Source organism: Pseudocitrobacter sp. 2023LY-00077 (assembly GCF_055796175.1).
In genome coordinates this window covers 1-23,518 of record NZ_JBSPEI010000032.1, presented here as the reverse complement: position 1 = coordinate 23,518, position 23,518 = coordinate 1, and the positions used below count along the sequence as shown (strand labels likewise).

Annotated in this window: 38 protein-coding genes, 1 tRNA gene and 1 pseudogene; 31 read left to right on the top strand and 9 right to left on the bottom strand. The window is 49.8% G+C overall.

Annotated elements, in window-relative coordinates:
- Positions 1-123: 123 nt before the first annotated feature.
- The 8 genes from ACWWFX_RS24225 to ACWWFX_RS24190 form a co-directional block, all read right to left on the bottom strand.
- Positions 124-396 carry a hypothetical protein gene (locus ACWWFX_RS24225; RefSeq protein ID WP_473224955.1) on the bottom strand — a complete coding sequence of 91 codons (273 nt, stop codon included), beginning with the start codon at positions 394-396 and terminating at the stop codon, positions 124-126.
- 1 nt (position 397) lies between these two features.
- Positions 398-838: an ead/Ea22-like family protein gene (locus tag ACWWFX_RS24220; RefSeq protein ID WP_473224954.1), complete on the bottom strand. Its 441-nt coding sequence runs from the start codon at positions 836-838 to the stop codon at positions 398-400.
- Positions 835-1,236, bottom strand: coding sequence for a chromosome partitioning protein ParB (locus tag ACWWFX_RS24215; RefSeq protein WP_473224953.1), 402 nt, complete (start codon positions 1,234-1,236; stop codon positions 835-837). Before ACWWFX_RS24215 ends, ACWWFX_RS24220 begins: the two co-directional genes overlap by 4 nt.
- Positions 1,233-1,760, bottom strand: coding sequence for a hypothetical protein (locus ACWWFX_RS24210; RefSeq protein ID WP_473224952.1), 528 nt, complete (start codon positions 1,758-1,760; stop codon positions 1,233-1,235). Before ACWWFX_RS24210 ends, ACWWFX_RS24215 begins: the two co-directional genes overlap by 4 nt.
- Positions 1,757-2,581 carry a ParB/RepB/Spo0J family partition protein gene (locus ACWWFX_RS24205; protein ID WP_473224951.1) on the bottom strand — a complete coding sequence of 275 codons (825 nt, stop codon included), beginning with the start codon at positions 2,579-2,581 and terminating at the stop codon, positions 1,757-1,759. Before ACWWFX_RS24205 ends, ACWWFX_RS24210 begins: the two co-directional genes overlap by 4 nt.
- Positions 2,581-2,877, bottom strand: coding sequence for a hypothetical protein (locus tag ACWWFX_RS24200; RefSeq protein WP_473224950.1), 297 nt, complete (start codon positions 2,875-2,877; stop codon positions 2,581-2,583). Before ACWWFX_RS24200 ends, ACWWFX_RS24205 begins: the two co-directional genes overlap by 1 nt.
- A gap of 319 nt (positions 2,878-3,196) precedes the next feature.
- Positions 3,197-3,272, bottom strand: a tRNA-Arg gene (locus tag ACWWFX_RS24195).
- A gap of 312 nt (positions 3,273-3,584) precedes the next feature.
- On the bottom strand, positions 3,585-4,304 hold the full coding sequence (locus tag ACWWFX_RS24190) for a LexA family transcriptional regulator (protein WP_048231587.1): 720 nt from the start codon (positions 4,302-4,304) through the stop codon (positions 3,585-3,587).
- A gap of 69 nt (positions 4,305-4,373) precedes the next feature.
- Here ACWWFX_RS24190 and ACWWFX_RS24185 point away from each other — a divergent pair, with 69 nt between their 5' ends.
- The 17 genes from ACWWFX_RS24185 (at position 4,374) to ACWWFX_RS24105 (ending at position 14,044) form a co-directional block, all read left to right on the top strand.
- The gene (locus ACWWFX_RS24185; RefSeq protein WP_085396176.1) at positions 4,374-4,640 is read left to right on the top strand and encodes a transcriptional regulator; all 267 of its coding nucleotides are present in this window, start codon (positions 4,374-4,376) and stop codon (positions 4,638-4,640) included.
- 22 nt (positions 4,641-4,662) lie between these two features.
- Positions 4,663-5,133 (top strand): YmfL family putative regulatory protein, encoded by a 471-nt coding sequence (locus ACWWFX_RS24180; RefSeq protein ID WP_473224949.1) that lies wholly within the window; start codon positions 4,663-4,665, stop codon positions 5,131-5,133.
- Between the two features lie 240 nt (positions 5,134-5,373).
- Positions 5,374-5,586 carry a DUF4222 domain-containing protein gene (locus ACWWFX_RS24175; RefSeq protein ID WP_241221325.1) on the top strand — a complete coding sequence of 71 codons (213 nt, stop codon included), beginning with the start codon at positions 5,374-5,376 and terminating at the stop codon, positions 5,584-5,586.
- Complete coding sequence (locus ACWWFX_RS24170) at positions 5,543-6,493, top strand: conserved phage C-terminal domain-containing protein (protein ID WP_473224948.1); 951 nt, start codon at positions 5,543-5,545, stop codon at positions 6,491-6,493. Before ACWWFX_RS24175 ends, ACWWFX_RS24170 begins: the two co-directional genes overlap by 44 nt.
- Entirely contained in the window at positions 6,493-6,975 is a 483-nt protein-coding gene (locus ACWWFX_RS24165) for a PerC family transcriptional regulator (protein ID WP_276224650.1), read from the top strand. Before ACWWFX_RS24170 ends, ACWWFX_RS24165 begins: the two co-directional genes overlap by 1 nt.
- Positions 6,972-7,640: an MT-A70 family methyltransferase gene (locus ACWWFX_RS24160; RefSeq protein WP_473224947.1), complete on the top strand. Its 669-nt coding sequence runs from the start codon at positions 6,972-6,974 to the stop codon at positions 7,638-7,640. The genes ACWWFX_RS24165 and ACWWFX_RS24160 overlap by 4 nt, the downstream gene beginning before the upstream one ends.
- On the top strand, positions 7,627-7,845 hold the full coding sequence (locus tag ACWWFX_RS24155) for a hypothetical protein (protein ID WP_276224654.1): 219 nt from the start codon (positions 7,627-7,629) through the stop codon (positions 7,843-7,845). The genes ACWWFX_RS24160 and ACWWFX_RS24155 overlap by 14 nt, the downstream gene beginning before the upstream one ends.
- A gap of 1 nt (position 7,846) precedes the next feature.
- Positions 7,847-8,167: a LexA family protein gene (locus ACWWFX_RS24150; RefSeq protein WP_473224946.1), complete on the top strand. Its 321-nt coding sequence runs from the start codon at positions 7,847-7,849 to the stop codon at positions 8,165-8,167.
- Positions 8,164-8,562 (top strand): RusA family crossover junction endodeoxyribonuclease, encoded by a 399-nt coding sequence (locus ACWWFX_RS24145; RefSeq protein WP_248884274.1) that lies wholly within the window; start codon positions 8,164-8,166, stop codon positions 8,560-8,562. The genes ACWWFX_RS24150 and ACWWFX_RS24145 overlap by 4 nt, the downstream gene beginning before the upstream one ends.
- Before the next feature lie 76 nt (positions 8,563-8,638).
- Positions 8,639-9,454, top strand: coding sequence for a KilA-N domain-containing protein (locus ACWWFX_RS24140; protein WP_407732620.1), 816 nt, complete (start codon positions 8,639-8,641; stop codon positions 9,452-9,454).
- A 7-nt stretch (positions 9,455-9,461) separates the two neighbouring features.
- The gene (locus ACWWFX_RS24135; protein WP_473224945.1) at positions 9,462-10,451 is read left to right on the top strand and encodes a DUF968 domain-containing protein; all 990 of its coding nucleotides are present in this window, start codon (positions 9,462-9,464) and stop codon (positions 10,449-10,451) included.
- A 12-nt stretch (positions 10,452-10,463) separates the two neighbouring features.
- Positions 10,464-11,297: an antitermination protein gene (locus ACWWFX_RS24130; RefSeq protein WP_473224944.1), complete on the top strand. Its 834-nt coding sequence runs from the start codon at positions 10,464-10,466 to the stop codon at positions 11,295-11,297.
- 206 nt (positions 11,298-11,503) lie between these two features.
- A complete protein-coding gene (locus ACWWFX_RS24125) occupies positions 11,504-11,899 on the top strand; it encodes a phage holin family protein (RefSeq protein WP_135491519.1) in 396 nt (131 codons plus the stop codon).
- Entirely contained in the window at positions 11,886-12,167 is a 282-nt protein-coding gene (locus tag ACWWFX_RS24120) for a phage holin family protein (protein WP_473224943.1), read from the top strand. Before ACWWFX_RS24125 ends, ACWWFX_RS24120 begins: the two co-directional genes overlap by 14 nt.
- Entirely contained in the window at positions 12,167-12,778 is a 612-nt protein-coding gene (locus ACWWFX_RS24115; RefSeq protein WP_137496069.1) for a glycoside hydrolase family 19 protein, read from the top strand. Before ACWWFX_RS24120 ends, ACWWFX_RS24115 begins: the two co-directional genes overlap by 1 nt.
- On the top strand, positions 12,775-13,047 hold the full coding sequence (locus ACWWFX_RS24110; RefSeq protein ID WP_473224942.1) for a hypothetical protein: 273 nt from the start codon (positions 12,775-12,777) through the stop codon (positions 13,045-13,047). The genes ACWWFX_RS24115 and ACWWFX_RS24110 overlap by 4 nt, the downstream gene beginning before the upstream one ends.
- A 319-nt stretch (positions 13,048-13,366) precedes the next feature.
- Positions 13,367-14,044 (top strand): Rha family transcriptional regulator, encoded by a 678-nt coding sequence (locus tag ACWWFX_RS24105; RefSeq protein WP_113857618.1) that lies wholly within the window; start codon positions 13,367-13,369, stop codon positions 14,042-14,044.
- A 275-nt stretch (positions 14,045-14,319) separates the two neighbouring features.
- On the opposite strand, the gene ACWWFX_RS24100 is transcribed toward ACWWFX_RS24105, so the two are convergent.
- Positions 14,320-14,580 (bottom strand): hypothetical protein, encoded by a 261-nt coding sequence (locus ACWWFX_RS24100; RefSeq protein ID WP_456145661.1) that lies wholly within the window; start codon positions 14,578-14,580, stop codon positions 14,320-14,322.
- A 263-nt stretch (positions 14,581-14,843) separates the two neighbouring features.
- Between ACWWFX_RS24100 and ACWWFX_RS24095 the strand changes: the two genes are divergently transcribed.
- The 14 genes and pseudogenes from ACWWFX_RS24095 to ACWWFX_RS24030 all read left to right on the top strand — a co-directional run.
- Entirely contained in the window at positions 14,844-15,521 is a 678-nt protein-coding gene (locus ACWWFX_RS24095) for a hypothetical protein (RefSeq protein WP_473224941.1), read from the top strand.
- 11 nt (positions 15,522-15,532) lie between these two features.
- Positions 15,533-15,766, top strand: a complete 234-nt coding sequence (locus ACWWFX_RS24090) for a hypothetical protein (protein WP_456145659.1) — start codon at positions 15,533-15,535, stop codon at positions 15,764-15,766.
- Positions 15,754-16,104 carry an HNH endonuclease gene (locus ACWWFX_RS24085; RefSeq protein WP_048217952.1) on the top strand — a complete coding sequence of 117 codons (351 nt, stop codon included), beginning with the start codon at positions 15,754-15,756 and terminating at the stop codon, positions 16,102-16,104. The genes ACWWFX_RS24090 and ACWWFX_RS24085 overlap by 13 nt, the downstream gene beginning before the upstream one ends.
- A 156-nt stretch (positions 16,105-16,260) precedes the next feature.
- Positions 16,261-16,758 carry a phage terminase small subunit P27 family gene (locus tag ACWWFX_RS24080; protein WP_059445252.1) on the top strand — a complete coding sequence of 166 codons (498 nt, stop codon included), beginning with the start codon at positions 16,261-16,263 and terminating at the stop codon, positions 16,756-16,758.
- The gene (locus ACWWFX_RS24075) at positions 16,758-18,515 is read left to right on the top strand and encodes a terminase large subunit (RefSeq protein WP_473224940.1); all 1,758 of its coding nucleotides are present in this window, start codon (positions 16,758-16,760) and stop codon (positions 18,513-18,515) included. Before ACWWFX_RS24080 ends, ACWWFX_RS24075 begins: the two co-directional genes overlap by 1 nt.
- Before the next feature lie 8 nt (positions 18,516-18,523).
- Positions 18,524-18,673, top strand: coding sequence for a hypothetical protein (locus ACWWFX_RS24070; protein ID WP_162138603.1), 150 nt, complete (start codon positions 18,524-18,526; stop codon positions 18,671-18,673).
- Positions 18,663-19,889, top strand: coding sequence for a phage portal protein (locus ACWWFX_RS24065; protein ID WP_456145658.1), 1,227 nt, complete (start codon positions 18,663-18,665; stop codon positions 19,887-19,889). Before ACWWFX_RS24070 ends, ACWWFX_RS24065 begins: the two co-directional genes overlap by 11 nt.
- A complete protein-coding gene (locus ACWWFX_RS24060) occupies positions 19,882-20,481 on the top strand; it encodes an HK97 family phage prohead protease (RefSeq protein WP_085048946.1) in 600 nt (199 codons plus the stop codon). Before ACWWFX_RS24065 ends, ACWWFX_RS24060 begins: the two co-directional genes overlap by 8 nt.
- A gap of 9 nt (positions 20,482-20,490) precedes the next feature.
- Positions 20,491-21,708, top strand: coding sequence for a phage major capsid protein (locus tag ACWWFX_RS24055; RefSeq protein WP_106777625.1), 1,218 nt, complete (start codon positions 20,491-20,493; stop codon positions 21,706-21,708).
- A 77-nt stretch (positions 21,709-21,785) separates the two neighbouring features.
- On the top strand, positions 21,786-22,106 hold the full coding sequence (locus ACWWFX_RS24050) for a head-tail connector protein (RefSeq protein WP_106777626.1): 321 nt from the start codon (positions 21,786-21,788) through the stop codon (positions 22,104-22,106).
- A gap of 9 nt (positions 22,107-22,115) precedes the next feature.
- Positions 22,116-22,448 (top strand): phage head closure protein, encoded by a 333-nt coding sequence (locus ACWWFX_RS24045; RefSeq protein WP_473224939.1) that lies wholly within the window; start codon positions 22,116-22,118, stop codon positions 22,446-22,448.
- Between the two features lie 2 nt (positions 22,449-22,450).
- Positions 22,451-22,900 carry an HK97-gp10 family putative phage morphogenesis protein gene (locus tag ACWWFX_RS24040; protein WP_352439278.1) on the top strand — a complete coding sequence of 150 codons (450 nt, stop codon included), beginning with the start codon at positions 22,451-22,453 and terminating at the stop codon, positions 22,898-22,900.
- Positions 22,897-23,244, top strand: coding sequence for a DUF3168 domain-containing protein (locus ACWWFX_RS24035; protein ID WP_106777628.1), 348 nt, complete (start codon positions 22,897-22,899; stop codon positions 23,242-23,244). The genes ACWWFX_RS24040 and ACWWFX_RS24035 overlap by 4 nt, the downstream gene beginning before the upstream one ends.
- A gap of 57 nt (positions 23,245-23,301) precedes the next feature.
- Positions 23,302-23,518: pseudogene (locus ACWWFX_RS24030) on the top strand (hypothetical protein); the annotation flags it as partial.

The window sequence follows — 23,518 nt, the reverse complement described above, 5'->3', positions numbered from 1 at the left end:
CGCCCTGTCGGGGAGTGAACATATCCCCTGCGATGATGCGTTCCAGTTCGGCGTCCGTAAAATGGTAATCATCTGGCACGTTGTGAACCTCTGCGTAGAGAGGCTCTTTTGTGATTGGGGTTGTCATACTCGCACCTCCGTTCTTCCGCCTAAAATGCGAATCGCAATCCGCTCCCGCATAGTGAGAGGACGATGGCCACCGCGAGCATTTACGATTTCAGGCTTACCATGAGGGGGATAATTAACCCTGACAGATTGACTATCCAGCGCATGAGACGCCTCAAGCAGTGCAGACTTTAAGTGTGCAGGGCATTCTTTTTGCACCTTCTCACCATCTGAAATTACGCCTGCAATACCTTGCAGAAGGCTTGCCAAATTACTGAGATAATTCTTCATATCACTTCCCCTCCACGGCTACGCCATACGCCGCCATGCATTGCTCGTACCCGGCCTGATTATCTGTTTGACCAAGGCTGAAGCCATGCTGCAGACCATGACGGAAGGCGCTATCCTGCAATTTGTCAGCGGCTTGGAGTTTTGCCTCCAGTTCTGCGATGCGACTTTTCAGCATAGAAATTATCGTCTCGTAGTGCTCTGCCATGCCCGCCACGCCGTCACTATTTTGCTCTGCTTCTTCCAGCGCCTCTACCAGCGCCACACTTGCAGCCTTCCAGGCCTCCCACATGCCATCTAGCTCTGATTCGTCATCGTCAATTTTATATCCGTCACCTTCTCGCCAGTGCGACCAGCCAAAGCGAGGAGGATTGCCGTTGTGATAGTTGATTTCCCACCACGCTTCAAATTTTTCACGCTGCGCCAATTCTGTTGTCATGCTCATGCTGCACCCCCGAACATCCACTGATTACCCGCGTGAGCCTGGAATTTGCAGGACGTATCCGGCATAACCAGCTCATGAACCACTTCACCAGTTTCCACAAAGTAATAATTACTGTCGGTAACGTTATTGATAAAAAACGCCTCAAGCTCGCGCACCGTCATGCCACCGAGAAGCCGCTGCACTTTCTTCGTAACTGGACGATAATCAGGTTCAACGCCAGCCAGCTTTGCTGCCGCATAGTTATGGTGTCCGTCCATCAGGATGGTGTACTGGACGCCACGTATCACAATGGGATAAACACTTACGATGAAGCGCTTAAAGCGTGACGCTTTATCAGCAACTTTCGCTTCGTCCAGATAGCGCTGGCTGCTGATGAGTTGCCCTTTAATGATGCTCATGCCTTCCCCTCGCGCAGCTGCTTGGCGAACCAGAGGGTTCCGTGGTGAAATTCCTGGTTATGCTTGATATCCATGTTCACGGTGTCTTTGAATAACTCCGCATACTTTTCCACGCCCTGGGCCTGCACCTTAGACAGATATGCGTCTGTTGCCGGGAACGGGTTTTCCGCGTTCACATCGCGAGATACGTACATGTTGATTTCAGATACGTAATCCAGCGGCACACCCGCAAACATGCAATCCTCGCCTTCAGAGTAATATTCAACGTGGTTCTCGCTGATATCAGTCAGCAGACGAATCATCGTGAGATTCTCAGCAACGAGCGCTTTCAAATGCTCTTTCAACTCCACACCCTGCGGACAGTTCGTCACTTCACGCGCTTTCTCAATCGTTGAGTGTGCTGCTGTTAGTTCGCCAGCCTGACTGAGTTTACGCACCAGATATTCAGCGGTGGTCTCGTTTACCTTCATGTCACCGGGCAAGCATTTGCCGCGCAGGAAACCTTCCATCTCAAATACGTTCATGCTGCTTTGCTCCTGTTGGCTGAGATAGCTTTCTGTTCGTCGATAATTGACAGCGCTTCTGCCAGCGCAAGGCCATCAAGTTTCATAACGCCTTCATCGTCGATGTCAGCAAGGGCTATAAGCTCAACCAGGCGACGGGCTTTCTTCACGCTTATCTCAGGTGCGATAACGCTGCGGGTTACCTTTTTCTTACCTGCGGCAGCGGCAACAGCCTTATCTTGCTCAAGAACCTTTCCGGCGTTCTCGCCATGCTCTTTCACGCGGTCAACAGCAACATCAACGGAAACCTCGCCAGCCTTCACTACCTGTTTTACGTCGTAGTTAGCAGAACTGAGCGTCAGCAGCTTCTCTACTGTCGGAATGGATTTATTAACCAACTTTGCTATTTCGCTGGTGGTCTGGTTAAACGCCGTTGCCAGTTCCTGAACAACAGCAGCTTGTTCAATAGGGGATAGCGGTAACTGGTTATTACTGGTCATGATTCGCGCCAGACGTTGCATATCATCACCAGAGAACTGCATGATATGAATGCGGTCTACTGGTTTCCCGGCAGCACCGCAGCGCTCATAGCAACGACGGCGACGGTGTCCTTCAACAACCCACACACCACCTTCATCACGTGCTATGACTTCCAGAGGCGGTACAGGACCACCATTCATCAGGTAGGTATAGAGCTCATCATCAGCCTGGCGGGTACGCTCGTCATCTTCACGCTTGTTAAAACCTTCACGAACATGGATATCAGCCAGACTAATAAACATCCCGCTATCAGAGCGTCGAATAACGCCGGCCTTAATCATTTGTTTAATTGAATTAGCCATTACGCAGCTTCTCCGGAAACCATGTTTTTAATCCATACCAGGACATCAATTTCATCAGGGCAGAAAGTGATTTGACGAATCTTCTCAATGGTATCGAGTGCAGCAGAGCGTTCTGCGCATGCCTGGCGCGTCGCTGCCATTGGTGCATCCAGACGGGCAGTGCCCTGCAGAATCAATTTAGCTGTGTCTTCCGGCAGGAATTTTGCCGACTGACGCATGGCATTAATCAACTCATTTGTTGTGAGCCGAGCGGGCAGTTCCTGCCCATGATTTTTATCGTTCAGCTGTGTTTCCACTGTTAGTTCTCCGTATATCAGCACTCTGCACAGCGCTTATTTTTGATTGCACGAATCCCTCGCCATAAGGCGACAAGAATTGATGATTTCGTTTTAGTAAATGCCTCGATCTGAGGCACTTAGTGAAACGGGCGACTGCCATCGCCGGTCAGTTCTCCACACAACTGGGAGCGCACTCATGAGTTTGAATTTAACGACACCGCCTGTTAAGAGAACGGTGAGTGCGTTTTCATGTTGTGTAAAAAGGGCGGTACCGGACTTCATGGGATGGTATTGGTACCTACAAGACTACACACAGCTACATCTCTTCACTGAGATATGGTGAGGCATACAGGATTCGAACCTGTGACCTACGGCTTAGAAGGCCGCTGCTCTATCCACTGAGCTAATGCCACAACGGTAAGAGCATTTGTCGAGGACTCTTGCGAACCCGGAGACTCGATCACCTACAAATGCTCTTGCCTGTTGTGTCCTCGAAAAAGATGGCTGTCACAAAGTGAGGGAAGTGACAGCCATTACAGGATACCGAGGCTTCACCAGATGACCGGGTTGCATTGCCATCTGATGAATAGACTATAGCTACTTTAAGTAGATAAATGCAACAACAAAAAGTAGAAAAAATTATCTTTTTGGTTGTTTTTATGACGCGAGGTAGGTTTTTTATGCGAAAAAAAACCGGCTTTCGCCGGTTATTTAAGCTGGGTTGGTTATCCAAACTCTATCATTTTAAGAGGTAAGCACCTGATAAGCTTGCCGAAAATGTATACTTCATTCATTTCATGTTCTTCTATGAAGAACGGCGGATAGTGCTCATTGTCTGATAGGACTGCCAGACGACGACCTTTAACTTTTTGTAGTCGTTTTACAAAGGTGCTGTCCTCGAAGTTGAACACGTAAACGCCATCGCCGCTAAATTGCTCCACCTTACTATCAATGAAGAGCAGATCCTTAGGGCACAACGTTGGCATCATACTGTCGCCATCAACGTTGATCATAACGATACCATCCAAGCTTCTCCGGCCAAACAATTCGAAAATCCTTTCTTCTGGTATTTCTATCGAGCTGACAATCGTTGGGAACGGTTGATTGATATATCCCGAACCGGCTGACGCATGCACATCCAATTGCTGAATTCTAACCGTCCCGGTAGCAGGCGCATCACCGCCATTAACGGGTACCCCGTAATCAAGATAAGCAGGGGATACGGCAAGCCTGTCTGCAATTCGAATCATCTTTTCATCTCTTGGTTTTGCAGTACCAAGAGTATAGCGTCGCGCCATCTCATATGAGACACCACTGAACTCTGACAATTCTTTAACTCCAATTGATTGCTCTTGGAGAGACTTGTTTAGCCTGTCGGCAAAGTCTTTGTATTTAGCATTTTCCACCATAAGTAGAAGATTAAGCGCACAAGGCATAGTTGTCATTTCTATTTTAAGTTGCTAATAATTGCTACTATAAGTAGTATTGACGCAAGCTTAGTCACAGGAGAGAACATGTCAGACCAACACAAGAATGTCACCGCTAAAGCTGTTAAAGCGGTTGGCTCAATCTCTGAAGTGTCCAGAAAATTCGAATTTCAGTCAGTTCAATCAGTTGCGAACTGGATTTCGAAAAACAGAGTCCCTTCAGAAAGGGTGATTCAGTTATGTCAGTGGGGTGGGTGGACTGTAACGCCACATCAATTACGACCAGATATTTACCCAAATAAACATGATGGATTACCGGTACAGCCAAACAGTACGCAACTTTTAGTTGATTGATAACTACCAAAGGAAAAACAAGATGGTAGAGCAGACCCTGAAAGAAGTAGTGAAAGCGATGTGCAAAGCATATCCCGGTGGCCGTGAGGCTATGGCTGGTGCATTAGGCATGTCTGTAACTCAGTTCAATAACAACCTGTATGAGAAAAACGGCTGTCGTTTCTTTGAGGTAACAGAGCTGGAAGCGATGGAAGACATTTCCAACACATCGCTGGTGGCTGATTACTTTGCTAAGCGTCGTGGTGCTTTGCTGGTGGACAGGCCACTCCTGGAAGATCTGGACCGCGTTGATTTATTCAGTCGGGCAATACGTACATCTGCGGCGCGTGGGCAGGTTGACCAAATCATTGAGCAGGCTCTGGAAGATGGGGTGATCGAGCAGCATGAAGCAGAAGAAATTATGGAACATCACCGCCGCCACCTGGCAGCACGTGAGGAAGAGATTCAGGCAATCATCACTCTTTTCGGACGTAAGAAAAGCCAAAAAAAGTGACGCCAGCGAGTGTGCAGCTCCTGGCGTCGTGGCGTGTCGTTATCAAGTGGAGAACTAACGCATGAACAGTGTAAACCGATTCAGACCAGTTAAGCAATTCAGATGCCCACCGCTGGTGGGGCGTGATGCCCCGTTCGGCTATGTGGGAATAGTACGTTCGGCGGACGGAAGCCACAACTACCAGTGTGGTTCAGAGATGGTAGAGGCGTTTGCTCAGATGAATGAGAAGGGGCGTGAAGAGTGGCTGAAGTTGACCGGCGATTCAGAGACCACCGTGGAATCGAAGTCAGGGTTATCCGTTGGGAGCCCGAGACTGGACGCGTTATATACCTTCGCCAAGGGTACGATCATGAGTGCTTCAGCCCTCTTGAACAATTCCAGCGTAAGTTTACAGAGTTAAAGGACGACCATGAGCCTGTTAATGCCATCCCGGCCCATAGTGATAAACCCTGACCTTGCGTACAGCATTGGCCTTAATGAGGCTATTGCGTTGCAGCAGGTGAACTACTGGCTGAAGGAAACCAACTCCGGTCTGGAGCGTGACGGAGTGCGCTGGATTTACAACACCACTGAGCAGTGGCTGGAACAGTTCCCGTTCTGGTCTAAGTCCACACTGAAGCGCACATTCACCCGTTTGAAAGCACTTGGCGTACTGCGCGTTGAGCAGTTAAACAAGTCTCAACGTGACATGACGAACTACTACACAATCAACTATGCGAGCGAGCTTTTAGATGAGGTCAATGTGGCTAAATCGAAGAGTTCAAAATGCTCTCTTCCATCAGGTCAAAATGAACCGATGGAGAAGGTCAAAGTGACACGTCCCATCAGGTCAAAACGAGCCAATGTCATCGGGTCAAATTGGCATGATGATCTTACAGAGAATACAACAGAGAGTACTACAGAGATTACAGATAAACCCCTTTGTCAGGTTGCGGGGCAACCCGACGAAATCTCTGAGCAAAAAAATCCTGTCGATCCTGAACAGGTCGTAACTGACCAGGCAATTCAGGTTTTAACGCACCTGAACCACACTGCCGGGTCAAAATTCCAGAAATCTAAATCCTCTCTGGAGAATATCCGCGCCAGGCTGCGTGAAGGTCATTCCGCCGATGACCTGATCCTGGTAATCGACTACAAGCACGAACACTGGCACGAAACCAAGCAGTACGACTACATGCAGCCAACAACGCTGTTCCGGCCAACGAAATTCGAAGGTTATCTGAGCAGCGCAACACGCTGGAATGACAAAGGCCGTCCTGCTCGTGCGACATGGGACCAGCATCGCCAGGCGGCTTCAACGATGCGAGATAATTTTTCTGGTGTTGATTACTCACTTCCTCAGAATTCGGGGTTCCGCTAATGAATATAAAAAATAAAATCCTGACATTCCTGTCTGACCATGAATACGCCATCACAGCAGAAATCGCTGAGTGTTACCCAGAGTGCCGAGCCACATCCGTGCAGCGTGAAGCATTGAAGTTGCACGCCGATGGGATACTTGGTCGATTCAAGCATGAAGATCACGGTGTATATGCCTACTACCTGATTGAAAAGGGCGCGCCATCCTGCGCCGCCCCTGTAATTTATATCTCGTCTCTGGTCAGTGAGGATGAAGCTGCAACGCTCGCCGAACAGGCCGAAGAACTCCAACAGGCAGGTAAATACCAACGTGCCGCGACGCTGTGGCTGAAAGCATTCGATACCAGCTCTGATGAAAATGCCAGGAAGAGTTTCCTGAAAAAGCGTCAACAGTGTCTTGCTTCATCAAGATATCTTCGCGCCACACAAAAAGGTTCTGAGGAATGGTTTCTGGCAGGGCGTTTTGCTGGAGGTGCTCTGTGAACTACGAACTTATTTATGCCGATCCGCCCTGGTCATACGACAACACAGCCAGCAACGGTGCAGCAGAAAACCACTATGGAACGATGAAGCTCATCGACATTAAACGCCTTCCAGTGTGGGAGCTTTCAGCTGAAAACGCCGTGTTGGCCATGTGGTACACCGGGACGCATACCCGTGAGGCCATAGAACTGGCTGAAGCATGGGGATTCAAGGTCCGCACGATGAAGGGCTTCACCTGGGTCAAGTTCAACCCTCTCGCAGAGCAGCATATCAACAAAGCGCTGCAGGCTGGTGGTGTGGAGGACTTTTACGATTTTCTCGACCTGTTGAACGTCCAGACCAGGATGAACGGCGGCAACCACACCCGAGCCAATACAGAAGACCTGTTGATCGCCACAAAGGGGAAGGGGTTAGCGCGGCAGAACGCCGGGATTAAGCAAGTTGTTTACAGCCCACTCGGTGTACATAGCCAAAAGCCCTGGGAAGTGCGCCACCGCTTAGAGCTTCTTTACGGTGATGTATCGCGCATTGAGTTATTCAGTCGCCATGGTGTGCCTGGCTGGGACCACTGGGGCAATGAAGCGGCAAACCCTTCGGTGTTTATGGCTCCTGGGTATGTCTGTCCGGTTGATATGCAGGATGAGGTGGCCAATGCCGGGTATTGAAGAACGCAACCTCCTGAAGAACATCGCCCGGAAGGTGAATGATGAAATCAGGGCAGAGCGGAAAGCCAGGCCTGAGGAAAGCCCTGATTCTATATCGAGAAGGATCATGAACCGAGAAATGCCGATGGTTAAGTTGATGGGTTTTACGCCGTCTCACCTCTTCTTTGAGATCGGTGTACTCAATGGCAAATGTAAGGAGCGGTGAGATGGAACAGTTAACAACGCGTCAGGAACAAGTGCTTGGTCTCATCGAAAACTACCAACAGCGTATGGGGTTTCCGCCAACCGTCTATGAGCTGGCAAATCTGATGGGATGCACATCCGGCAATGCGGCGGCGATTCAAATCAAGGCTCTGGAGAAGAAGGGCTATATCTCTGTCGCTCGCGGCGCAGCCAGGGGGATCACCATTCTGCGGGAGAGTCAGGAACCTGATGCTGTAAGTATCGTTCGTGCGCTGCTGGTGGGTGATGCTGACGCGCGTCAGAAAGCAGTCTCCTGGCTGGAATCAAAAGGGGTAACGATTTGAAACTGACACTCCCGTTTCCACCAACGGTCAATTCCTACTACCGCGCCCCTGATAAGGGCGCTTTGAAGGGTAAGCACCTGATCAGCGAGTCAGGACGTAAATTCAAGAAGAACGTCTACGCCGCAGTGGTGACGCAGTATGGCGGTATACCAAAGCCGGTAACTGTTGACGTTGAGGTGAACATTACGCTTTACCCGCCAGACAGACGCCGCCGTGACCTGGACAACTACAACAAAGCGCTCTTTGACGCGCTGACGAACGCCAGAGTGTGGGCTGATGATAGCCAGGTTAAGCGCATGCAAATTGAATGGGGGCATGTGGTGAAACAGGGGAAGGTTGATATGACCATCTCAAAATATCAACGGGATGGAGACTGTTGCCATGCTTCCTCCTAAGAATGAGTGTATTGTAAACAAGTGCCAGCGAACCGGGAGTGCAGTCCCGCTCGCATTACAACAAGTGGAGAGACCAATGGATCAGTTATTCGTAATTGATGGCGTTTCTGTACGCCAGTATTTTGAATCTAACTATTGCCTGAATGACCTACAGAAAGCAGCCATTAACGCTAGTGGTGAAACTCGCTCATCACGATCGATGGAGGTTTACGAGTTCATGCGCCGCCCTGAAACGCAGGCGCTTGTAGAATTGCTCGAAAAAGAAACTACGGGAAATTCCCGTAGTATCCCGGTAATGACTATTCAGGGACGTAATGGCGGTACTTACGTTTGCAAGGAACTGGTTTACGCATACGCGATGTGGATCAGCCCTGCGTTTAATCTCAAAGTAATCCGGACATTTGACGCCCTTCAAAACCCAACTTCGGAAAGCATCACATCAGACAAAATTCAGGCTGGCGTGATCCTGCTTGAATCAGCGGCTAAAATGCTGAACCTCTCAAACTCTTCAAGACTTGGTGCGTACCAGAAGCTTCAGCAAGTAGCAGGACTCCCTGATCTTATGCCGCACTATGCCATTGATGCCCCTGCTGGTGCGCCAGACGGTTCAAGCCGTCCAACTCAATCCCTTAGCGCTTTACTCAAAGCCAACAATCTTCGCATTACGGCTAATCAGGTCTACCACATGATGTCCAGACAGGGCATCGTTGAGCAAAAAGAGCGCCGCAGCCGTTCCGGTGTTAATGGCGTGAAGAAGTTCTGGTCTCTCACTGCCAAGGGTTGCTTGTACGGGAAGAACATCACTAGCCCGGCAAACCCACGCGAAACACAGCCGCATTTCTTCGAATCGAAGTTTGCGGAGTTGATGAAAATTATCGATCTCGTTGGCTGAGGTGTAAGTGAGAGCACTGTTAACGCCGGAAGTTGCTAATGGGCTGGGGATCGTATTGTTCCGTCCCGGCCCTGACCTGATGTACCTGTTCAAGCGTGGGCGCGTACTGATTGAAGAAGAGCCGGAGAACTACGCCACCTATCCAACAGGCGCAATCCCTCCGGCATCTCAACCACTGGCAGAAGAGCCAATGATGAAGGCCGTGTTTGAGAATAAAAAAGTGATAGCGCGTGCTGGTGGGCTTGTCTCACTGGACAGGTGGTTAGAGCGTTCATTCGTCTGTCAGTGGCCCCACAACGATTATCACAGCCCGCATTTCACGCTGTTTCGCCACCAGCCAGGCTCAATTAGATTGTGCTGGGCATGTGATAACCAATTACGTGATCAGACCACGGAAAGACTGGCAGGCATAGCGCGTGAAAACCTGGTATCCTGGATTTTATCTGTAGTACTTCGTGAGCTGGGTTTCAGTGATGACCACCAGCTTACTCTGCCTGAGTTTTGCTGGTGGATGGTGCGAAGTGGCCTGGCTGATGTCATCCCTGAAGGGATAGCGACTAAAGCCATGGGAATGAAGCCAGAAGAGCACCAGTCAGTGATGCGGGAGAGTGACATTGTTCCGCGTCCGGCAGCGACGGAAGTATTGCAGGAAAGGGCAAAAAAGGTACTGACGATAAAGGTTGATGATGAATCGCCGGAATCGTTCATGCTGAGGCCTAAACGCCGTCGCTGGGAGAATGAGAAATACACGCGCTGGGTAAAAGCACAGCCGTGCGCCTGCTGTAACAAGCAGGCAGATGACCCCCATCACCTGATAGGCCACGGTCAGGGTGGAATGGGTACAAAAGCGCATGATCTCTTTGTGTTGCCGTTGTGCAGGCTGCATCACAGGGAGCTTCATGATGACACCGTGGCATTTGAGAAGAAATACGGCTCACAGCTGGAGCTGATATTTCGTTTTATCGATCGTGCGCTGGCAACCGGCGTACTGGCGTAAGTGGAGAACGCTATGAACCTTGAAGCCCTTCCAAAATTTTATTCACCAAAATCGCCAAAGTTGAGTGATGACGCGCCAGCAACCAGTAATGATGCATTGTCTGTTACTGATGTGATGGCTGCGCAGGGGATGACACAAAACCGTGCCTCTTTTGGTTTTTCTGCGTTCCTGGGGAAGTTAGGGATCAGTATCACTGAAAAAGAAAAGGCTATCGCACTTCTTTCTGATTATGCCCTTGCTCGCTGCGACAGAGTCCCGGCTCTACGAAAATTGAGCGCTGAAATCAAGCCCAAAGTAATTCGCATTCTCGCTGTTTATGCATTCGAGGATTATTCTCGAAGTGCAAGCACTACACGAACCTGTGACTGCTGTAATGGTGAAGGGTTTATTGATGCCGAAGTCTTCAGCATGAAAACCCACACACCAGGCAAGAATAAAGAATTTGTCAAAATGTCACTGCATATGGGCGTGAAAGATATCAAGCCATCAGCATATGAGGTGCGCAGACAAGTGAGAGAAATAAACCGTGTTCTCTGCCATCAGTGCAAAGGGAAGAAAGTAGTTAGTTCCTCATGCAACGATTGCCATGGTCGCGGTAAGGCCGTAAACCGCGAATTAACAGCAAAGCAGGGAATGCCGGTATTCACCGACTGTAAACGCTGCGGTGGTAATGGCTATGCAAGAATGCCGTCAACGGAAGCACTGGAAGCAATACGCCTTGTTACTGATGCCATTTCTCTCGATACATGGAAAAAGTCTGTGAAGAAGTTCTATGACGATCTCATTGAAAAGTTCGAAGTAGAAGAAGCATGGGCTGAAGAGCAATTGCGGCGGGTAACAAAATAAAAACCAGTTAAATTCAGATGGGATATTTACTTTTCCCGAATCTGTGTTAATTTGTATCTAACGATGGGCTTTGTATGTCCACGGTTAGAAAGAATATCAAAAAACCTCGCTTCGGCGGGGTTTTCGCGTTTTTAGGGCTGCCAATTGGTGGCCCTTTTTTATTTCCCCTCGTTCTGAGAGGACTCACGGCAATAAGAGGGGGCTAAATGTCCGATCCTGTTTCTGGCACTACGGTTGCCGCTGGTGGCCTTATGGGAGCCAGTGTTTTTGGTATCGCAACCGGTATTGATTATGGTGTTGTGTTTGGCGCATTCGCTGGCGCGGTATTCTACGTCGCTACGGCGGTTAATATCAGCCGCCTTAAGCTGACTGGCTACTTCATCACCTCATTCATCTTCGGCGTTATCGGTGCTCCACTGCTTGGCTCATTCTTCTCCAAATGGACGGGGTATAGCGACAGACCACTTGATGCGCTGGGCGCGGTAATCGTTGCTGCAATTGCTATTAAGCTGCTGACTTTCGTCAACAGCCAGGATTTGGGTAGCCTGTTTGGAATTCTCTCGCGATTACGTGGTGGAGGGACCGGCAATGGTAACAAGTGATCCTTCAGCGATGATCAATGCGGGTATTAGCGCGGTCATCGTTCTTACTCTGATGTTTTACCAGCGTGGTGGTGCCAGACATCGCCCGATAGTTTCTCTTCTCGCTTATTTCACGGTGCTGGTTTATGCCAGCATCCCGTTCCGCTATCTGTTCGGCCTCTACCAGGAATCACACTGGCTGGTGGTCATCGTTAACATCCTGATATGCGCCGCCGTGCTTTGGGCTCGGGGAAACGTGGCGCGTCTTATTGATGCTCTGAGGCACTAATGAACCAATCACAATTTCAACAGGCGGCTGTTATTAGCGCCGGGTTAGCTGCGCGCTGGTTTCAGCCGATTACGGATGCAATGAAAGAGTTCGGCATCACCGAGCCAAAAGATAAGGCGATGTTCATTGCTCAGGTGGGACATGAATCCGCGGGATTCTCTGCGCTGGTGGAGAACTTCAACTACACACCTGCTGCATTACTGACGACGTTTGGACGCCGGGTAACGAACTACCAGGCCTCAATGCTTGGACGTGCCAACGGTAAGCCAGCAAGTCAGGAAGCTATCGCAAACCTGGTATACAGCAACCGCCTTGGTAACAAAGCTGCTGGTGATGGCTGGAAATACCGTGGACGAGGGTTAATTCAGATTACCGGTCTCACCAATTACCGTGATTGCGGCAATGGTCTGAAGCTTGACCTGGTTACTAACCCTGAACTGCTGGAGAAAGACATCAATGCTGCCCGTTCTGCTGCATGGTTCTATGCCTCCAAAGGTTGTCTGAAGTACACCGATGACCTGGTACGCATCACTCAGATTATCAATGGCGGTCAGAACGGCATCAACGACAGGCGCGTGCGTTACGCCAAAGCGAAAGCGGTGATTGCATGAGCATTGTAGAAATCATCATTGGTGTCATTGGCGCTATCTGTGTTGCCGCTGCTGGTGGGTTTGGTCTTGGTCACATTCGCGGCACCAGCAAAGCAGAAGCGAAAGCCGATCAACATCGCACCGAAGACAATGCAGCGGCGAAGGTTGCAGTGGCAGAACGTCAGGCAGAAGTAACCATAGAGGCCAGCAATGTACAGCAGAGTGTTAACCATATGTCTGGCGACGACGTTGATCGCGAGCTGCGCACAAACTGGACCCGTAAGGGTTGAGGTAGTCGATACGGCGTGCAACTGGGTTAGACCCATCTACGGAACGGATCACGACTGGGATGTTCTGGACCGCCAGACGAAGAAAGACATCCTGGCGCATAACAAAGCGTGGCAGGCAAACTGCCAGAAAGAAACTACAGCCTCGCAATAGCGGGGCTTTTTTGTAACTGCATTTCACCGCGCACCGCAATGCGCAACTAACCACACCGAATCCGAACCCTTTGATATGAGCCTTCGAAGAAGTCAGTTAGTGCTGGCGAGCCTTCGGTGGGCTGATTTCTATTGCGGCGAAGGTTCATTTCAAAGTAAGGAAAACGTTATGCAATTAGTAGAGATTAAGAAACTCGACCTGGTCACTAATACCGCAGCTATCGCTGAAGGGGTAGGTCGAGAACATGACACCATCATCAAACTGGTTGACCGCAATAAAAGCGACCTTGAAGAGTTTGGTGAGGTCGGATTTGAAATCCGAGCTGGTTATAATAATGCAAAGGTTCGTGTTGCGGTACTTAACGAGCAGCAAACCACTCTGCTAATCACCTACATGCGAAACAATGAAGTTGTCAGGGCATTCAAAAAACGATTGGTCGCAGAGTTCTTCTCGATGCGTAGCACGCTGGCGAAGAAGAAAATGGATCGCAACTCCGCGCGCCTGGAATACAAACCCATGACAGACGCCATCAAACATGAGCGAGAGGCTCAGGGTAAGCAGATTGCCTCGCATCACTTCAGCAACGAAGCCGACCTGATTAATCGTCTGGCGCTTGGTATGACTGCAGCTAAGTTCCGCGTTCATCATGAAATCGGGAAGAAAGAGCCGATCCGCGATTACCTGACACCAGAACAAATTAACTGCATTACTGAACTACAGCGAGCAAATACTGTGTTCATCAGTATGGGGTGGGACTTTGAGCAGCGTAAAGAAGTGCTGAAAGGTATGTTCGATCGCAATCACCGTAAGCCGCTTATCGAAGAACAGCATCATCTGGCGGCCTAAGCTACAAAAATAGCTTCGAGAGCCACTTTCACAACGGCTTTCCATTACAAAGTTCACCTGCTGGTGGGCTTGAAAATGGTTATCCCCGCAAACGGATAATAGGTTTTTTATCCCCTGCGGGGTATAAATAGACCTCGCAAATGCGGGGCTTATCATTTTGAGGTCAATGACAGGAGTGGGTATGACACTTGAAGAACGAATTACAGCTTTAGAAAAGGCAGTCACATGCATTGTGAACGAAAAGCAAGAGGACACAACTGCCTTTGTTGATAAAATTATTCAGGAGATGCGTCAGTCCTCAGTATTTTCGCAGCTTCTAGAAAAGCCTCGTGAAGATTAGGGATGTTTTTAACACGTTCCGGATCAAGTTTTTCCTGGACAAATTTTGTCAACCCATCATATAAATCTTTGTTCGGGTACAGCTCATTCACTGCTTTAATTAGTGCTCCAAAAGCAAGCTGATTTGCTATTTTTTGTACGGCTAATTCTTTTTCTAACTGCTCAATCTTTTCTTTTAAACCAAAACCTTCTGACATTTTTGATTCCTTATTCTGAGGTAATCAGCCATTACTCTTTATTAAGTGCGCCAGTGTCCCACCACCGACGGGCTGAATGCCTACATTAACCAGGGTTAAGACGAAACAACACCCTGATATTCAAACAGTAGCCGCCATCACGCGGCTTTTTTATGCGCATCGCACGCACACATCGAAGAAAGTCTTTCAGCAGTGAGCCTGGACAAACCGTTAACTTTCGGCGGATTTGCCGTGCGACAGGCTCATGTCTAAAAGGAAATACAATGTCTAATACCTATCAAATTTGTGAGGTAACAGTAACGCTTCCTTCTTTAGGAACCATCACTACTGACGTCTCCGGTAACCAGATTAAGCATGGCGACAAATGCCGTGTGTACCTTTATGCGGTTCAGCCTGATTGGCGTTCTGGCGGAACCTTTGAGGGGTTTACTGTTGGGTGGTTAACGTATGAGGGGTATAGCGAATCGCCCTTAAATCGGAGCCATAAAATCATTATGCCAGATGGTTATAAATTGATTGCTCTGCGCGTTGATGAGTGTGGAACCCCGACGTCGTGGGACAGTCTGCCAGTGCAATTTGTAGGTGGCTTTATCAGTAGCCTGAAAGATACCCGTGATATTGCCAAAGTAAGCATCGGAAAGATTGATGGCGGCCAAAGAAAGATTGAGTTTAAGGCTGATCGATTCGCCATCACTGAGAATGTTGGCAAGTGTATTGACAATGCAGCCACAGCATTGCGCTTGAGCGACCAGATGCACGAAGCCATTCTTAAAATTGTGCGCGATAGCGATTTGTTTAAATCTCTTGTGAATAGTCTTGATGCGCAAGTTGCTTCAATTGCTGGCCTGCAGCAGGCTATTCCGGATGCGGTAAACGAAGCTATCCGAAACGCACTGAAGCCAGGCGGCTTGCTCTGGAGTGCTCGGTCGCGTGGAATCTGACGGGAGGCTTAATGCGCATAACTGTATTAGATGACGATCCCGGCAGAAAAATTAATCTCGCTCAGGAACGATACACCGTTTATCTCGACGGTGTAGAGGTTAAGCATGTCTTCACTGCTGATGATGAGAAGGGAGAAGTAATCGCAGCCGTTCCTGATGAGCGTGGTTATATGACGACAGAGAACGGTGAAGTGAAGCGGCACACGCTTTACGGTTCCGTGAGGATTGAACCATGCCAGCGTTAATCCCTCGCGCATGTCGCAAGCGAGGTTGTCCCGGTACGACTACTGACCGTTCAGGCTACTGTGAGCAGCATCGCAATGAGGGCTGGCAACAGCACCAGCAGGGTAAGAGTCGCCATGAGCGTGGCTACGGCAGTAAGTGGGATATCAAACGAGCCCGTATCCTGAAGCGTGACAACCATCTGTGTCAGAACTGCCTGCGTACTGGACGCGCTGTCGCGGCCACAACCGTTGACCATATCAAGGCTAAGGCTCATGGGGGTACCGATGATGATTCGAACCTTGAAAGCCTGTGCTGGCCTTGCCACCGCTCGAAAACAGGGCGCGAACGCTTCAAATGATAGTGATTATCATCAATGGGCGAGGAGGGGAGGGGGAGGTCAAATCCCTGTGGCTGGGCACCCAAAGGACCGCCGCCTAGCCTTTCTTCACATCGCCGCAGGTTAGAAAACTTTTTTTGGGGTCCCCCAGCCGATGATTAATAGGAGTTTTCGATTATGTCAGGACCGCCGAAAACCCCTACCCATCTGCGTTTGGTGAGGGGTAACCCATCAAAACGGCCTATCAACAAAAACGAGCCGCATCCACCTAAAGGGGTCCCCCCAGTTCCCAAGCATTTCGACAAGCAGGGGAAGTACTGGTTTAAGCGGATGGCCGAAGAACTTGATGCTATTGGCGTCATATCTCAGCTGGATGCCAGGGCTCTGGAGTTGCTGGTAGAGGCATATACGGAATACCGCCATCATTGTGAAACGCTGGATCGGGAAGGTTATACCTATGCGGTATACAGCGATGATGATGCTGATGAAGGGAAAGAGCGTGAAATACGCATGATCAAGCCGCATCCGGCAGCCATGATGAAAGCTGATGCCTGGAAGCGACTTCGCGCGATGTTAGCGGAGTTTGGTATGACTCCTTCCAGCAGGTCTAAGGTCAGTAAAGACAAACCAGACGATGATGATCTGTTAAGTCAATTTCTAAATTCGAGGGACTGATGGCAAAAGTTACTGATGGCATACGTTACGCCGAACGCGTCGTTGCCGGGGAAGTTATTGCCTGTGAGTTTGTTCGTCTTTCCTGCCAGCGATTTCTTGATGATCTGAGGCACGGTGAAGAACGTGGCATCTATTTCAGCGAGCCCCGCGCACAGCATATCCTCAATTTTTATAAATTCGTGCCTCATGTTAAAGGAGCACTGGCAGGCCAGCCGATTGAGTTGATGGACTGGCATGTTTTCATTCTGATCAACATCTTCGGTTTTGTTATCCCCCTGGTAAATGAAGAAACAGGCGAAATTGTTCTGCGTAATGATGGCAGTGGTCGTCCTGTGATGGTCCGCAGGTTTCGCACGGCATATAACGAGGTAGCCCGTAAAAACGCCAAGTCGACATTATCCTCTGGCGTTGGTCTCTATATGGCTGGCGCCGATGGTGAGGGCGGGGCAGAGGTTTATTCCGCAGCGACAACGCGGGATCAGGCTCGCATCGTTTTTGAAGATGCGAAAAACATGGTTAAAAAAGCGAAACCCACATTGGGGCGACTGTTTGAATTCAATAAACTGGCGATCTACCAGGAGCAGACAGCATCCAAGTTTGAACCGCTTTCTTCTGATGCCAACAATCTGGATGGTCTCAATATCCATTGTGGCATCGTCGACGAACTTCACGCGCATAAAACCCGTGATGTCTGGGACGTTCTGGAGACTGCAACCGGCGCACGATTGCAGTCTCTTCTGTTTGGCATAACGACAGCGGGTTTTAACAAAGAAGGGATTTGTTACGAGCTGCGCGATTATGCCATTAAGGTGCTGCGTGGTTATAACAGCGAAGTGGAAGGCGCGGTAAAAGACGATACCTTTTTCGCCATCATCTTCACCCTGGATAAAGATGATGATCCGTTTGATGAAACGGTCTGGCAAAAGGCTAACCCCGGGCTGGGTATCTGTAAGCGCTGGGATGATCTTCGCCGCCTGGCTAAGAAGGCCAAGGAACAGGTTTCCGCCAGGGTTAACTTTTTCACCAAACACATGAATATCTGGGTGACCGCTGAGTCAGCCTGGATGGACATGATTAAGTGGGAAAAATGTGAGTTCATAGCCCCTCGTCATGAGCTAAAAACCTACCCGATGTGGGCTGGCGTGGATCTGGCCCACAAGATTGATATTTGCGCAGCAGTAAAACTCTGGCGGGCAGACAACGGTCACGCGCATACAGACTTTAAATTCTGGTTACCCGAAGGGCGGCTGGAAAAATGTTCCGCTCAAATGGCGCAGATGTATCGCAAATGGGCTGAGCTTGGGAAGCTGGAACTGACTGATGGTGATGTTATCGATCATGCGCAGATTAAAGCGGATTTTCTGGAATGGATTAGCGGCGAAAACCTGAAGGAAACCGGGTTCGACCCTTGGAGCGCAACGCAGTTTAGCCTGGCTCTGGCAGAAGAGGGTGTGCCGCTGGTGGAGGTTCCGCAAACGGTCAGAAACTTTTCTGAGTCAATGAAAGAGGTGGAGTCTCTGGTTTATGGCGGGCGTTTTCATCACAGCAATCATCCGGTTATGAACTGGATGATGTCTAACGTTACCGTCAAGCCTGACAAAAACGACAATATCTTTCCGAACAAATCCACGCCAGAAGCGAAAATAGACGGTCCCGCTGCGCTATTTACTGCGATGAGCCGAATGCTGGTTAACGGTGGTGGTGAAGCTGATTTCCTGTCCACACTTGACCCTGACGAAGATCTTTTAATTCTATGAAAACATTAATGACTGATGCTATCGGGCTGGCAGGGTTCGGTTCGCTCGCTGCTGGCGTATATCTCCAGTTCGGGCTGGCTTCATCTCTGATGATGTCCGGTAGTTTGCTTCTGCTTTATGCGCTGGTGGTCGCAATGAGGGGGAAAAATGCTGCTTGATGCCCTGTTTCGCAATGAACCACTGGAGAATCCTTCTACGCCAATTACGGGAGAATCAGCAGAAACGGACAATATTTTTACCCGCGATGTTTTTGTCAGCCCCGAAACTGCGATGAAGCTGGCGGCTGTTTACGCCTGTATTTATGTTATTTCATCGAATATTGCACAGATGCCGCTACATGTGATGCGGAAAACCAATAACAAGGTTGAAGCAGCACGCGATCATCCGGTGTTCTACCTGGTGCACGATGAACCGAATGTGTGGCAGACCAGCTATAAATGGCGTGAATTAAAGCAACGGCATATTTTGGGGTGGGGTAATGGTTATACGTGGGTAAAACGTTCCCGGCGCGGCGAGGTTTCCGGCCTGGAATGCTGTATGCCGTGGGAAACCACGCTACTCAACACCGGAGGTCGTTACACCTATGGGGTTTACAACGAAGAAGGCGCATTTGCTATAAACCCTGACGATATGGTGCATATCAGGGCGCTTGGCAATAACCAGAAAATGGGACTCAGCCCGATCATGCAACACGCTGAAACGATAGGTATGGGGATGAGTGGGCAGGCATACACCAGTTCTTTCTTCAGTGGCAATGCCCGACCAGCTGGCATCATTTCTGTAAAAAGCCAGTTGAATGATGAAAGTTGGGGGCGTTTAAAAAGCATGTGGCAAAAGGCAGTTGTTGCGCTGCGTAGCCAGGAGAATAAAACAATGCTTCTCCCGGCTGAGCTGGATTACAAAGCGCTTACTGTCTCCCCTGTTGATGCGCAGATCATCGACATGTCCAAACTGAACCGCTCCATGATTGCCGGAATATTCAACGTTCCGGCACACATGATTAACGATCTCGAAAAAGCCACGTTCTCAAACATTACACAGCAGGCCATTCAGTTTGTCCGCTACACGATCATGCCGTGGGTAACAAACTGGGAGCAGGAGCTTAACCGACGACTCTTTACCCGTGCTGAGTTGGCGGCGGGGTATTACGTCCGGTTTAACCTGACAGGCCTGCTACGCGGAACCCCGCAAGAGCGTGCGCAATTCTACCACTTTGCAATCACTGATGGCTGGATGAGCCGCAACGAGGCGCGAGCCTTCGAAGATATGAACCCGGTAGACGGCCTTGATGAAATGCTGGTAAGCGTGAACGCGGCTAACCCGGCAGACGATTTTAAGGCACCAAAAACCGACGAGGAAAAAACCAATGAATGACCGTGAAACACGCTGCTATAGCGGGGAGGTTCGCGCGGAACACCGCACCGATGAGCCCACCCGCATTCTGGGTTACGGATCGGTGTTTAACAGTCGCTCGGAACCTCTCTGGGGTTTTCGTGAAATTATCAAACCCGGTGCTTTTGACGATGTGCTCAATGATGATGTTCGCGGGCTGTTTAACCATGACCCTAATTTTATCCTTGGTCGTAGCGCTGCCGGAACGTTGTCACTGTCTGTAGATGATCGCGGTCTGCGTTACGACATTACCGCGCCGGATACGCAAACCATTCGCGACCTGGTGCTGGCACCAATGCTGCGCGGTGACATTAATCAGTCGTCCTTTGCCTTTCGTGTCGCCCGCGACGGCGAACACTGGTACGAGGACGACGAAGGGGTAGTTATTCGCGAAATATCGAAGTTTTCCCGGCTGTTTGATGTCAGTCCGGTGACCTATCCCGCATATCAGGAGGCCGATTCCGGCGTCCGATCGATGAAAGCCTGGCAGGAGGCGCGCGACAGTGGTGCGCTACATAACGCCATTAATCAACGAATGGCGCGTGAGCGCCTGCTGACTCTTCTTAACGCGTAAGGAAAAACCATGAAACTGCATGAAATGAAGCAAAAACGTAACACCATCGCCACTGATATGCGTGCTCTGCACGATAAAATTGGTGATACCACCTGGACCGAAGAGCAGCGCACTCAGTGGAACGCCGCAAAATCCGAACTGGACGCGCTTGATGAGCGCATCGCTCGTGAAGAAGAATTGCGCCGCCATGATCAGTCTTTTGTTGATGAACAGGAGCCTGAACAGCGCCAGCGTCAGGAAAGTCCTGAAATGCAGGCAGAAGCGCGCCGTGCTGCAGCATTCGATCGTCTCCTGCGTCATGGCTTCGGTGAGCTGACTGCTGAAGAACGTCAGGCAGTTAAAGAACTTCGCGCGCAGGGAACGACACCTGATGATAAAGGTGGTTATACGGTCCCTACCCAGATGCGAAATACCATCATTGATGCAATGAAAGCTTACGGCGGGATCGTGAGCGTTGCGCAAATCCTCAATACTTCAAACGGTCAGGATATTACCTGGTCCACTTCTGATGGTACTGCTGAAGAGGGGGAACTGCTTGCAGAAAACGCTGCAGCAACGGAGGGGGATGTGACATTCGGCACCGCAATCCTGGGGGCTAAAAAACTGTCATCCAAAATTATCCGCGTCTCCAATGAACTGCTACAGGACAGCGGCGTAGATATTGAGGCCTACCTTGCTGGACGTATTGCGCAGCGTATTGGTCGAGGTGAAGCCAAATATCTCGTGCAGGGTACCGGAGCTGGTACACCTCAGCAGCCAAAAGGGCTGGCGGCTTCAGTAACCGGGACTGTTTCTGCGGCGGCCGCCGCAGCATTCACCTGGCAGGAAATGAACAGTCTGAAACATGCGATTGATCCGGCATATCGCGGTGGTCCAAGTTTTCGCTGGGCGTTTAATGACGGCACTCTCCAGGTAATCGAAGAGATGGTGGATGATCAGAAGCGCCCTCTTTGGCTACCGGATGTTGTTGGTGGTTCCCCGGCAACTGTTCTTGGTATTCCCTATGTAATTGATCAGGCGATTGATGCTGCGGCAGCGAGTAAGAAATTCATTTTCCTGGGTGATTTCAATCGCTTCATTGTTCGCCGTGTTTCCTACATGACACTGAAGCGTCTGGTTGAGCGTTACGCAGAGTATGATCAGACAGCATTCCTGGCCTTCCATCGTTTTGACTGCGTGCTGGAAGATACAGCGGCCATCAAAGCGCTGGTGGGTAAGGCGCCGTAATCAATACTCCTGCTGTCTCCTGATGCCGCGTAAGCGGTTTTTTTATGCCCGCAGTTCGCTGCGGGCCGGGTAAAACGATGAGCGAAATGATAGAGAAGCTAAGGGATCAGTGTCGGATCGATACTGACGATACAACGGAAGATGAAATGTTGTTGCTCTACTACGGCGCCGCAAGGCGTATGGCAGAGAATTACATCAACCGAAAACTGTATGAAGACAAGGTACCTGAATCTGATCCTGATGGACTCAGTATTGCTGACGATATTTTGCTGGCATTGATGCTTCTCGTTGGGCACTGGTTTGAAAACAGAGAACCAGTCAATGTCGGAAATACTGTTACCACCTTCCCGTTTGGTTTTGAGTCTTTGCTTCAACCGTACCGATACATACCGCTGTAAGGAGGGATTATGCAGGCAGGTCGATTACGCCATCGCGTTACTATCCTGAACTTTGCTTCTTTCCGCGATACGACAGGCCAGCCGGTTGAAGAGTGGCAGGAGGGAAAGACCATATGGGCGGAAGTGCTGGGTATCAGTGGTCGTGAGCAGTTGCAATCAGGAGCAGAAACGGCACAGGCAACAATTCGGGTGTGGGTCCGTTTCCGGCGTGATGTGACTGCTGCGTCAAGATTAAAGGTGCTCACAGGACCATTTAAAGGCGCGGTACTGAATATCATTGGTCCTCCCATACCCGACAGTAAAGCCACCAGGCTGGAAATACTCTGTAAAAATGGAGCGTAAAAATGATTGATATAAGTCTGGATTTTTCTGGCCTTGAAACGATTTCCCGCGATCTGGAATTACTGAGCCGCGCCGAAAACAACAAAGTTCTGCGTGATGCCACGCGAGCTGGTGCTGAGGTTCTAAAAGATGAGGTGATAGAAAGAGCGCCTGAGCGAACCGGCAAACTGAAGAAAAACGTTGTGGTGCTGACGCAGCGATCCAGAAAACGCGGTGATATCTCTTCAGGTGTTCATATTCGTGGGCGAAACATGCGAACGGGTAACAGCGATAATTCAATGAAGGCCAGTGATCAACGTAACGCGTTTTACTGGCGATTTGTCGAAATGGGCACCGTGAATATGCCACCACATCCTTTTGTCCGTCCTGCGTTTGATACCCGCGAAGAACTGGCGGCGCAGGTTGCTATGAAACGCATGAACCAGGCCATTGACGAGGTGCTGAGTAAATGACGGAAGATGACCTTTATCTTTTACTGAAGCCGCTGGCCGGAGGGCAGGTTTATCCTTACGTTGCGCCGCTGGGTAGTGATGGCCAGCCCTCGATATCACCGCCATGGGTTATTTTTTCACTTATTTCTGATGTGACCACCGATGTTCTTTGTGGGCAGGCCGAGTCAGGGATATCGGTCCAGGTAGATGCTTACTCACTGACTCTCAAAGAGGCGCGGAATCTTCGTGATATGGCGCTTCAGGCGGTTAAGCCACTCAATCCCACCAATATAAGCAAAACTCCTGGTTATGAACCAGGGAGCCGGTATTACCGGATGACGCTGGAATTTCAGGTCACTGTCTGACAAACCCACTAACTCACAGACCCGCTACGGCGGGTTTTCTTTTTCCAGGAGACAGCTATGTCTGCACTTTATGAAAAATCGCAGCTGACGAAGATCCTTATTTCCTCCCTGCCAGCCACCAAAGAAACGATGGATTCCGCAACCTTCCTCGATCTGAGTTGCACCATCAAAGAAATTCAGTTCACTGGTGGCCAGAAGCAGGATATCGACGTAACAACGCTTTGCTCTACCGAGCAGGAGAACATCAACGGCCTGCCTTCTCCGTCAGAAATCT

What these genes read in the sequence shown, in the direction of transcription:
- ACWWFX_RS24225 (WP_473224955.1), bottom strand. Translation starts at nt 396, where the DNA reads ATGAAGAATTATCTCAGTAATTTGGCAAGCCTTCTGCAAGGTATTGCA.
- ACWWFX_RS24220 (WP_473224954.1), bottom strand. Translation starts at nt 838, where the DNA reads ATGAGCATGACAACAGAATTGGCGCAGCGTGAAAAATTTGAAGCGTGG.
- ACWWFX_RS24215 (WP_473224953.1), bottom strand. Translation starts at nt 1,236, where the DNA reads ATGAGCATCATTAAAGGGCAACTCATCAGCAGCCAGCGCTATCTGGAC.
- ACWWFX_RS24210 (WP_473224952.1), bottom strand. Translation starts at nt 1,760, where the DNA reads ATGAACGTATTTGAGATGGAAGGTTTCCTGCGCGGCAAATGCTTGCCC.
- ACWWFX_RS24205 (WP_473224951.1), bottom strand. Translation starts at nt 2,581, where the DNA reads ATGGCTAATTCAATTAAACAAATGATTAAGGCCGGCGTTATTCGACGC.
- ACWWFX_RS24190 (WP_048231587.1), bottom strand. Translation starts at nt 4,304, where the DNA reads ATGACAACTATGCCTTGTGCGCTTAATCTTCTACTTATGGTGGAAAAT.
- ACWWFX_RS24185 (WP_085396176.1), top strand. Translation starts at nt 4,374, where the DNA reads ATGTCAGACCAACACAAGAATGTCACCGCTAAAGCTGTTAAAGCGGTT.
- ACWWFX_RS24180 (WP_473224949.1), top strand. Translation starts at nt 4,663, where the DNA reads ATGGTAGAGCAGACCCTGAAAGAAGTAGTGAAAGCGATGTGCAAAGCA.
- ACWWFX_RS24170 (WP_473224948.1), top strand. Translation starts at nt 5,543, where the DNA reads ATGAGCCTGTTAATGCCATCCCGGCCCATAGTGATAAACCCTGACCTT.
- ACWWFX_RS24165 (WP_276224650.1), top strand. Translation starts at nt 6,493, where the DNA reads ATGAATATAAAAAATAAAATCCTGACATTCCTGTCTGACCATGAATAC.
- ACWWFX_RS24155 (WP_276224654.1), top strand. Translation starts at nt 7,627, where the DNA reads ATGCCGGGTATTGAAGAACGCAACCTCCTGAAGAACATCGCCCGGAAG.
- ACWWFX_RS24150 (WP_473224946.1), top strand. Translation starts at nt 7,847, where the DNA reads ATGGAACAGTTAACAACGCGTCAGGAACAAGTGCTTGGTCTCATCGAA.
- ACWWFX_RS24140 (WP_407732620.1), top strand. Translation starts at nt 8,639, where the DNA reads ATGGATCAGTTATTCGTAATTGATGGCGTTTCTGTACGCCAGTATTTT.
- ACWWFX_RS24130 (WP_473224944.1), top strand. Translation starts at nt 10,464, where the DNA reads ATGAACCTTGAAGCCCTTCCAAAATTTTATTCACCAAAATCGCCAAAG.
- ACWWFX_RS24125 (WP_135491519.1), top strand. Translation starts at nt 11,504, where the DNA reads ATGTCCGATCCTGTTTCTGGCACTACGGTTGCCGCTGGTGGCCTTATG.
- ACWWFX_RS24120 (WP_473224943.1), top strand. Translation starts at nt 11,886, where the DNA reads ATGGTAACAAGTGATCCTTCAGCGATGATCAATGCGGGTATTAGCGCG.
- ACWWFX_RS24115 (WP_137496069.1), top strand. Translation starts at nt 12,167, where the DNA reads ATGAACCAATCACAATTTCAACAGGCGGCTGTTATTAGCGCCGGGTTA.
- ACWWFX_RS24110 (WP_473224942.1), top strand. Translation starts at nt 12,775, where the DNA reads ATGAGCATTGTAGAAATCATCATTGGTGTCATTGGCGCTATCTGTGTT.
- ACWWFX_RS24105 (WP_113857618.1), top strand. Translation starts at nt 13,367, where the DNA reads ATGCAATTAGTAGAGATTAAGAAACTCGACCTGGTCACTAATACCGCA.
- ACWWFX_RS24100 (WP_456145661.1), bottom strand. Translation starts at nt 14,580, where the DNA reads ATGTCAGAAGGTTTTGGTTTAAAAGAAAAGATTGAGCAGTTAGAAAAA.
- ACWWFX_RS24095 (WP_473224941.1), top strand. Translation starts at nt 14,844, where the DNA reads ATGTCTAATACCTATCAAATTTGTGAGGTAACAGTAACGCTTCCTTCT.
- ACWWFX_RS24090 (WP_456145659.1), top strand. Translation starts at nt 15,533, where the DNA reads ATGCGCATAACTGTATTAGATGACGATCCCGGCAGAAAAATTAATCTC.
- ACWWFX_RS24085 (WP_048217952.1), top strand. Translation starts at nt 15,754, where the DNA reads ATGCCAGCGTTAATCCCTCGCGCATGTCGCAAGCGAGGTTGTCCCGGT.
- ACWWFX_RS24080 (WP_059445252.1), top strand. Translation starts at nt 16,261, where the DNA reads ATGTCAGGACCGCCGAAAACCCCTACCCATCTGCGTTTGGTGAGGGGT.
- ACWWFX_RS24075 (WP_473224940.1), top strand. Translation starts at nt 16,758, where the DNA reads ATGGCAAAAGTTACTGATGGCATACGTTACGCCGAACGCGTCGTTGCC.
- ACWWFX_RS24070 (WP_162138603.1), top strand. Translation starts at nt 18,524, where the DNA reads ATGACTGATGCTATCGGGCTGGCAGGGTTCGGTTCGCTCGCTGCTGGC.
- ACWWFX_RS24065 (WP_456145658.1), top strand. Translation starts at nt 18,663, where the DNA reads ATGCTGCTTGATGCCCTGTTTCGCAATGAACCACTGGAGAATCCTTCT.
- ACWWFX_RS24060 (WP_085048946.1), top strand. Translation starts at nt 19,882, where the DNA reads ATGAATGACCGTGAAACACGCTGCTATAGCGGGGAGGTTCGCGCGGAA.
- ACWWFX_RS24055 (WP_106777625.1), top strand. Translation starts at nt 20,491, where the DNA reads ATGAAACTGCATGAAATGAAGCAAAAACGTAACACCATCGCCACTGAT.
- ACWWFX_RS24050 (WP_106777626.1), top strand. Translation starts at nt 21,786, where the DNA reads ATGAGCGAAATGATAGAGAAGCTAAGGGATCAGTGTCGGATCGATACT.
- ACWWFX_RS24045 (WP_473224939.1), top strand. Translation starts at nt 22,116, where the DNA reads ATGCAGGCAGGTCGATTACGCCATCGCGTTACTATCCTGAACTTTGCT.
- ACWWFX_RS24040 (WP_352439278.1), top strand. Translation starts at nt 22,451, where the DNA reads ATGATTGATATAAGTCTGGATTTTTCTGGCCTTGAAACGATTTCCCGC.
- ACWWFX_RS24035 (WP_106777628.1), top strand. Translation starts at nt 22,897, where the DNA reads ATGACGGAAGATGACCTTTATCTTTTACTGAAGCCGCTGGCCGGAGGG.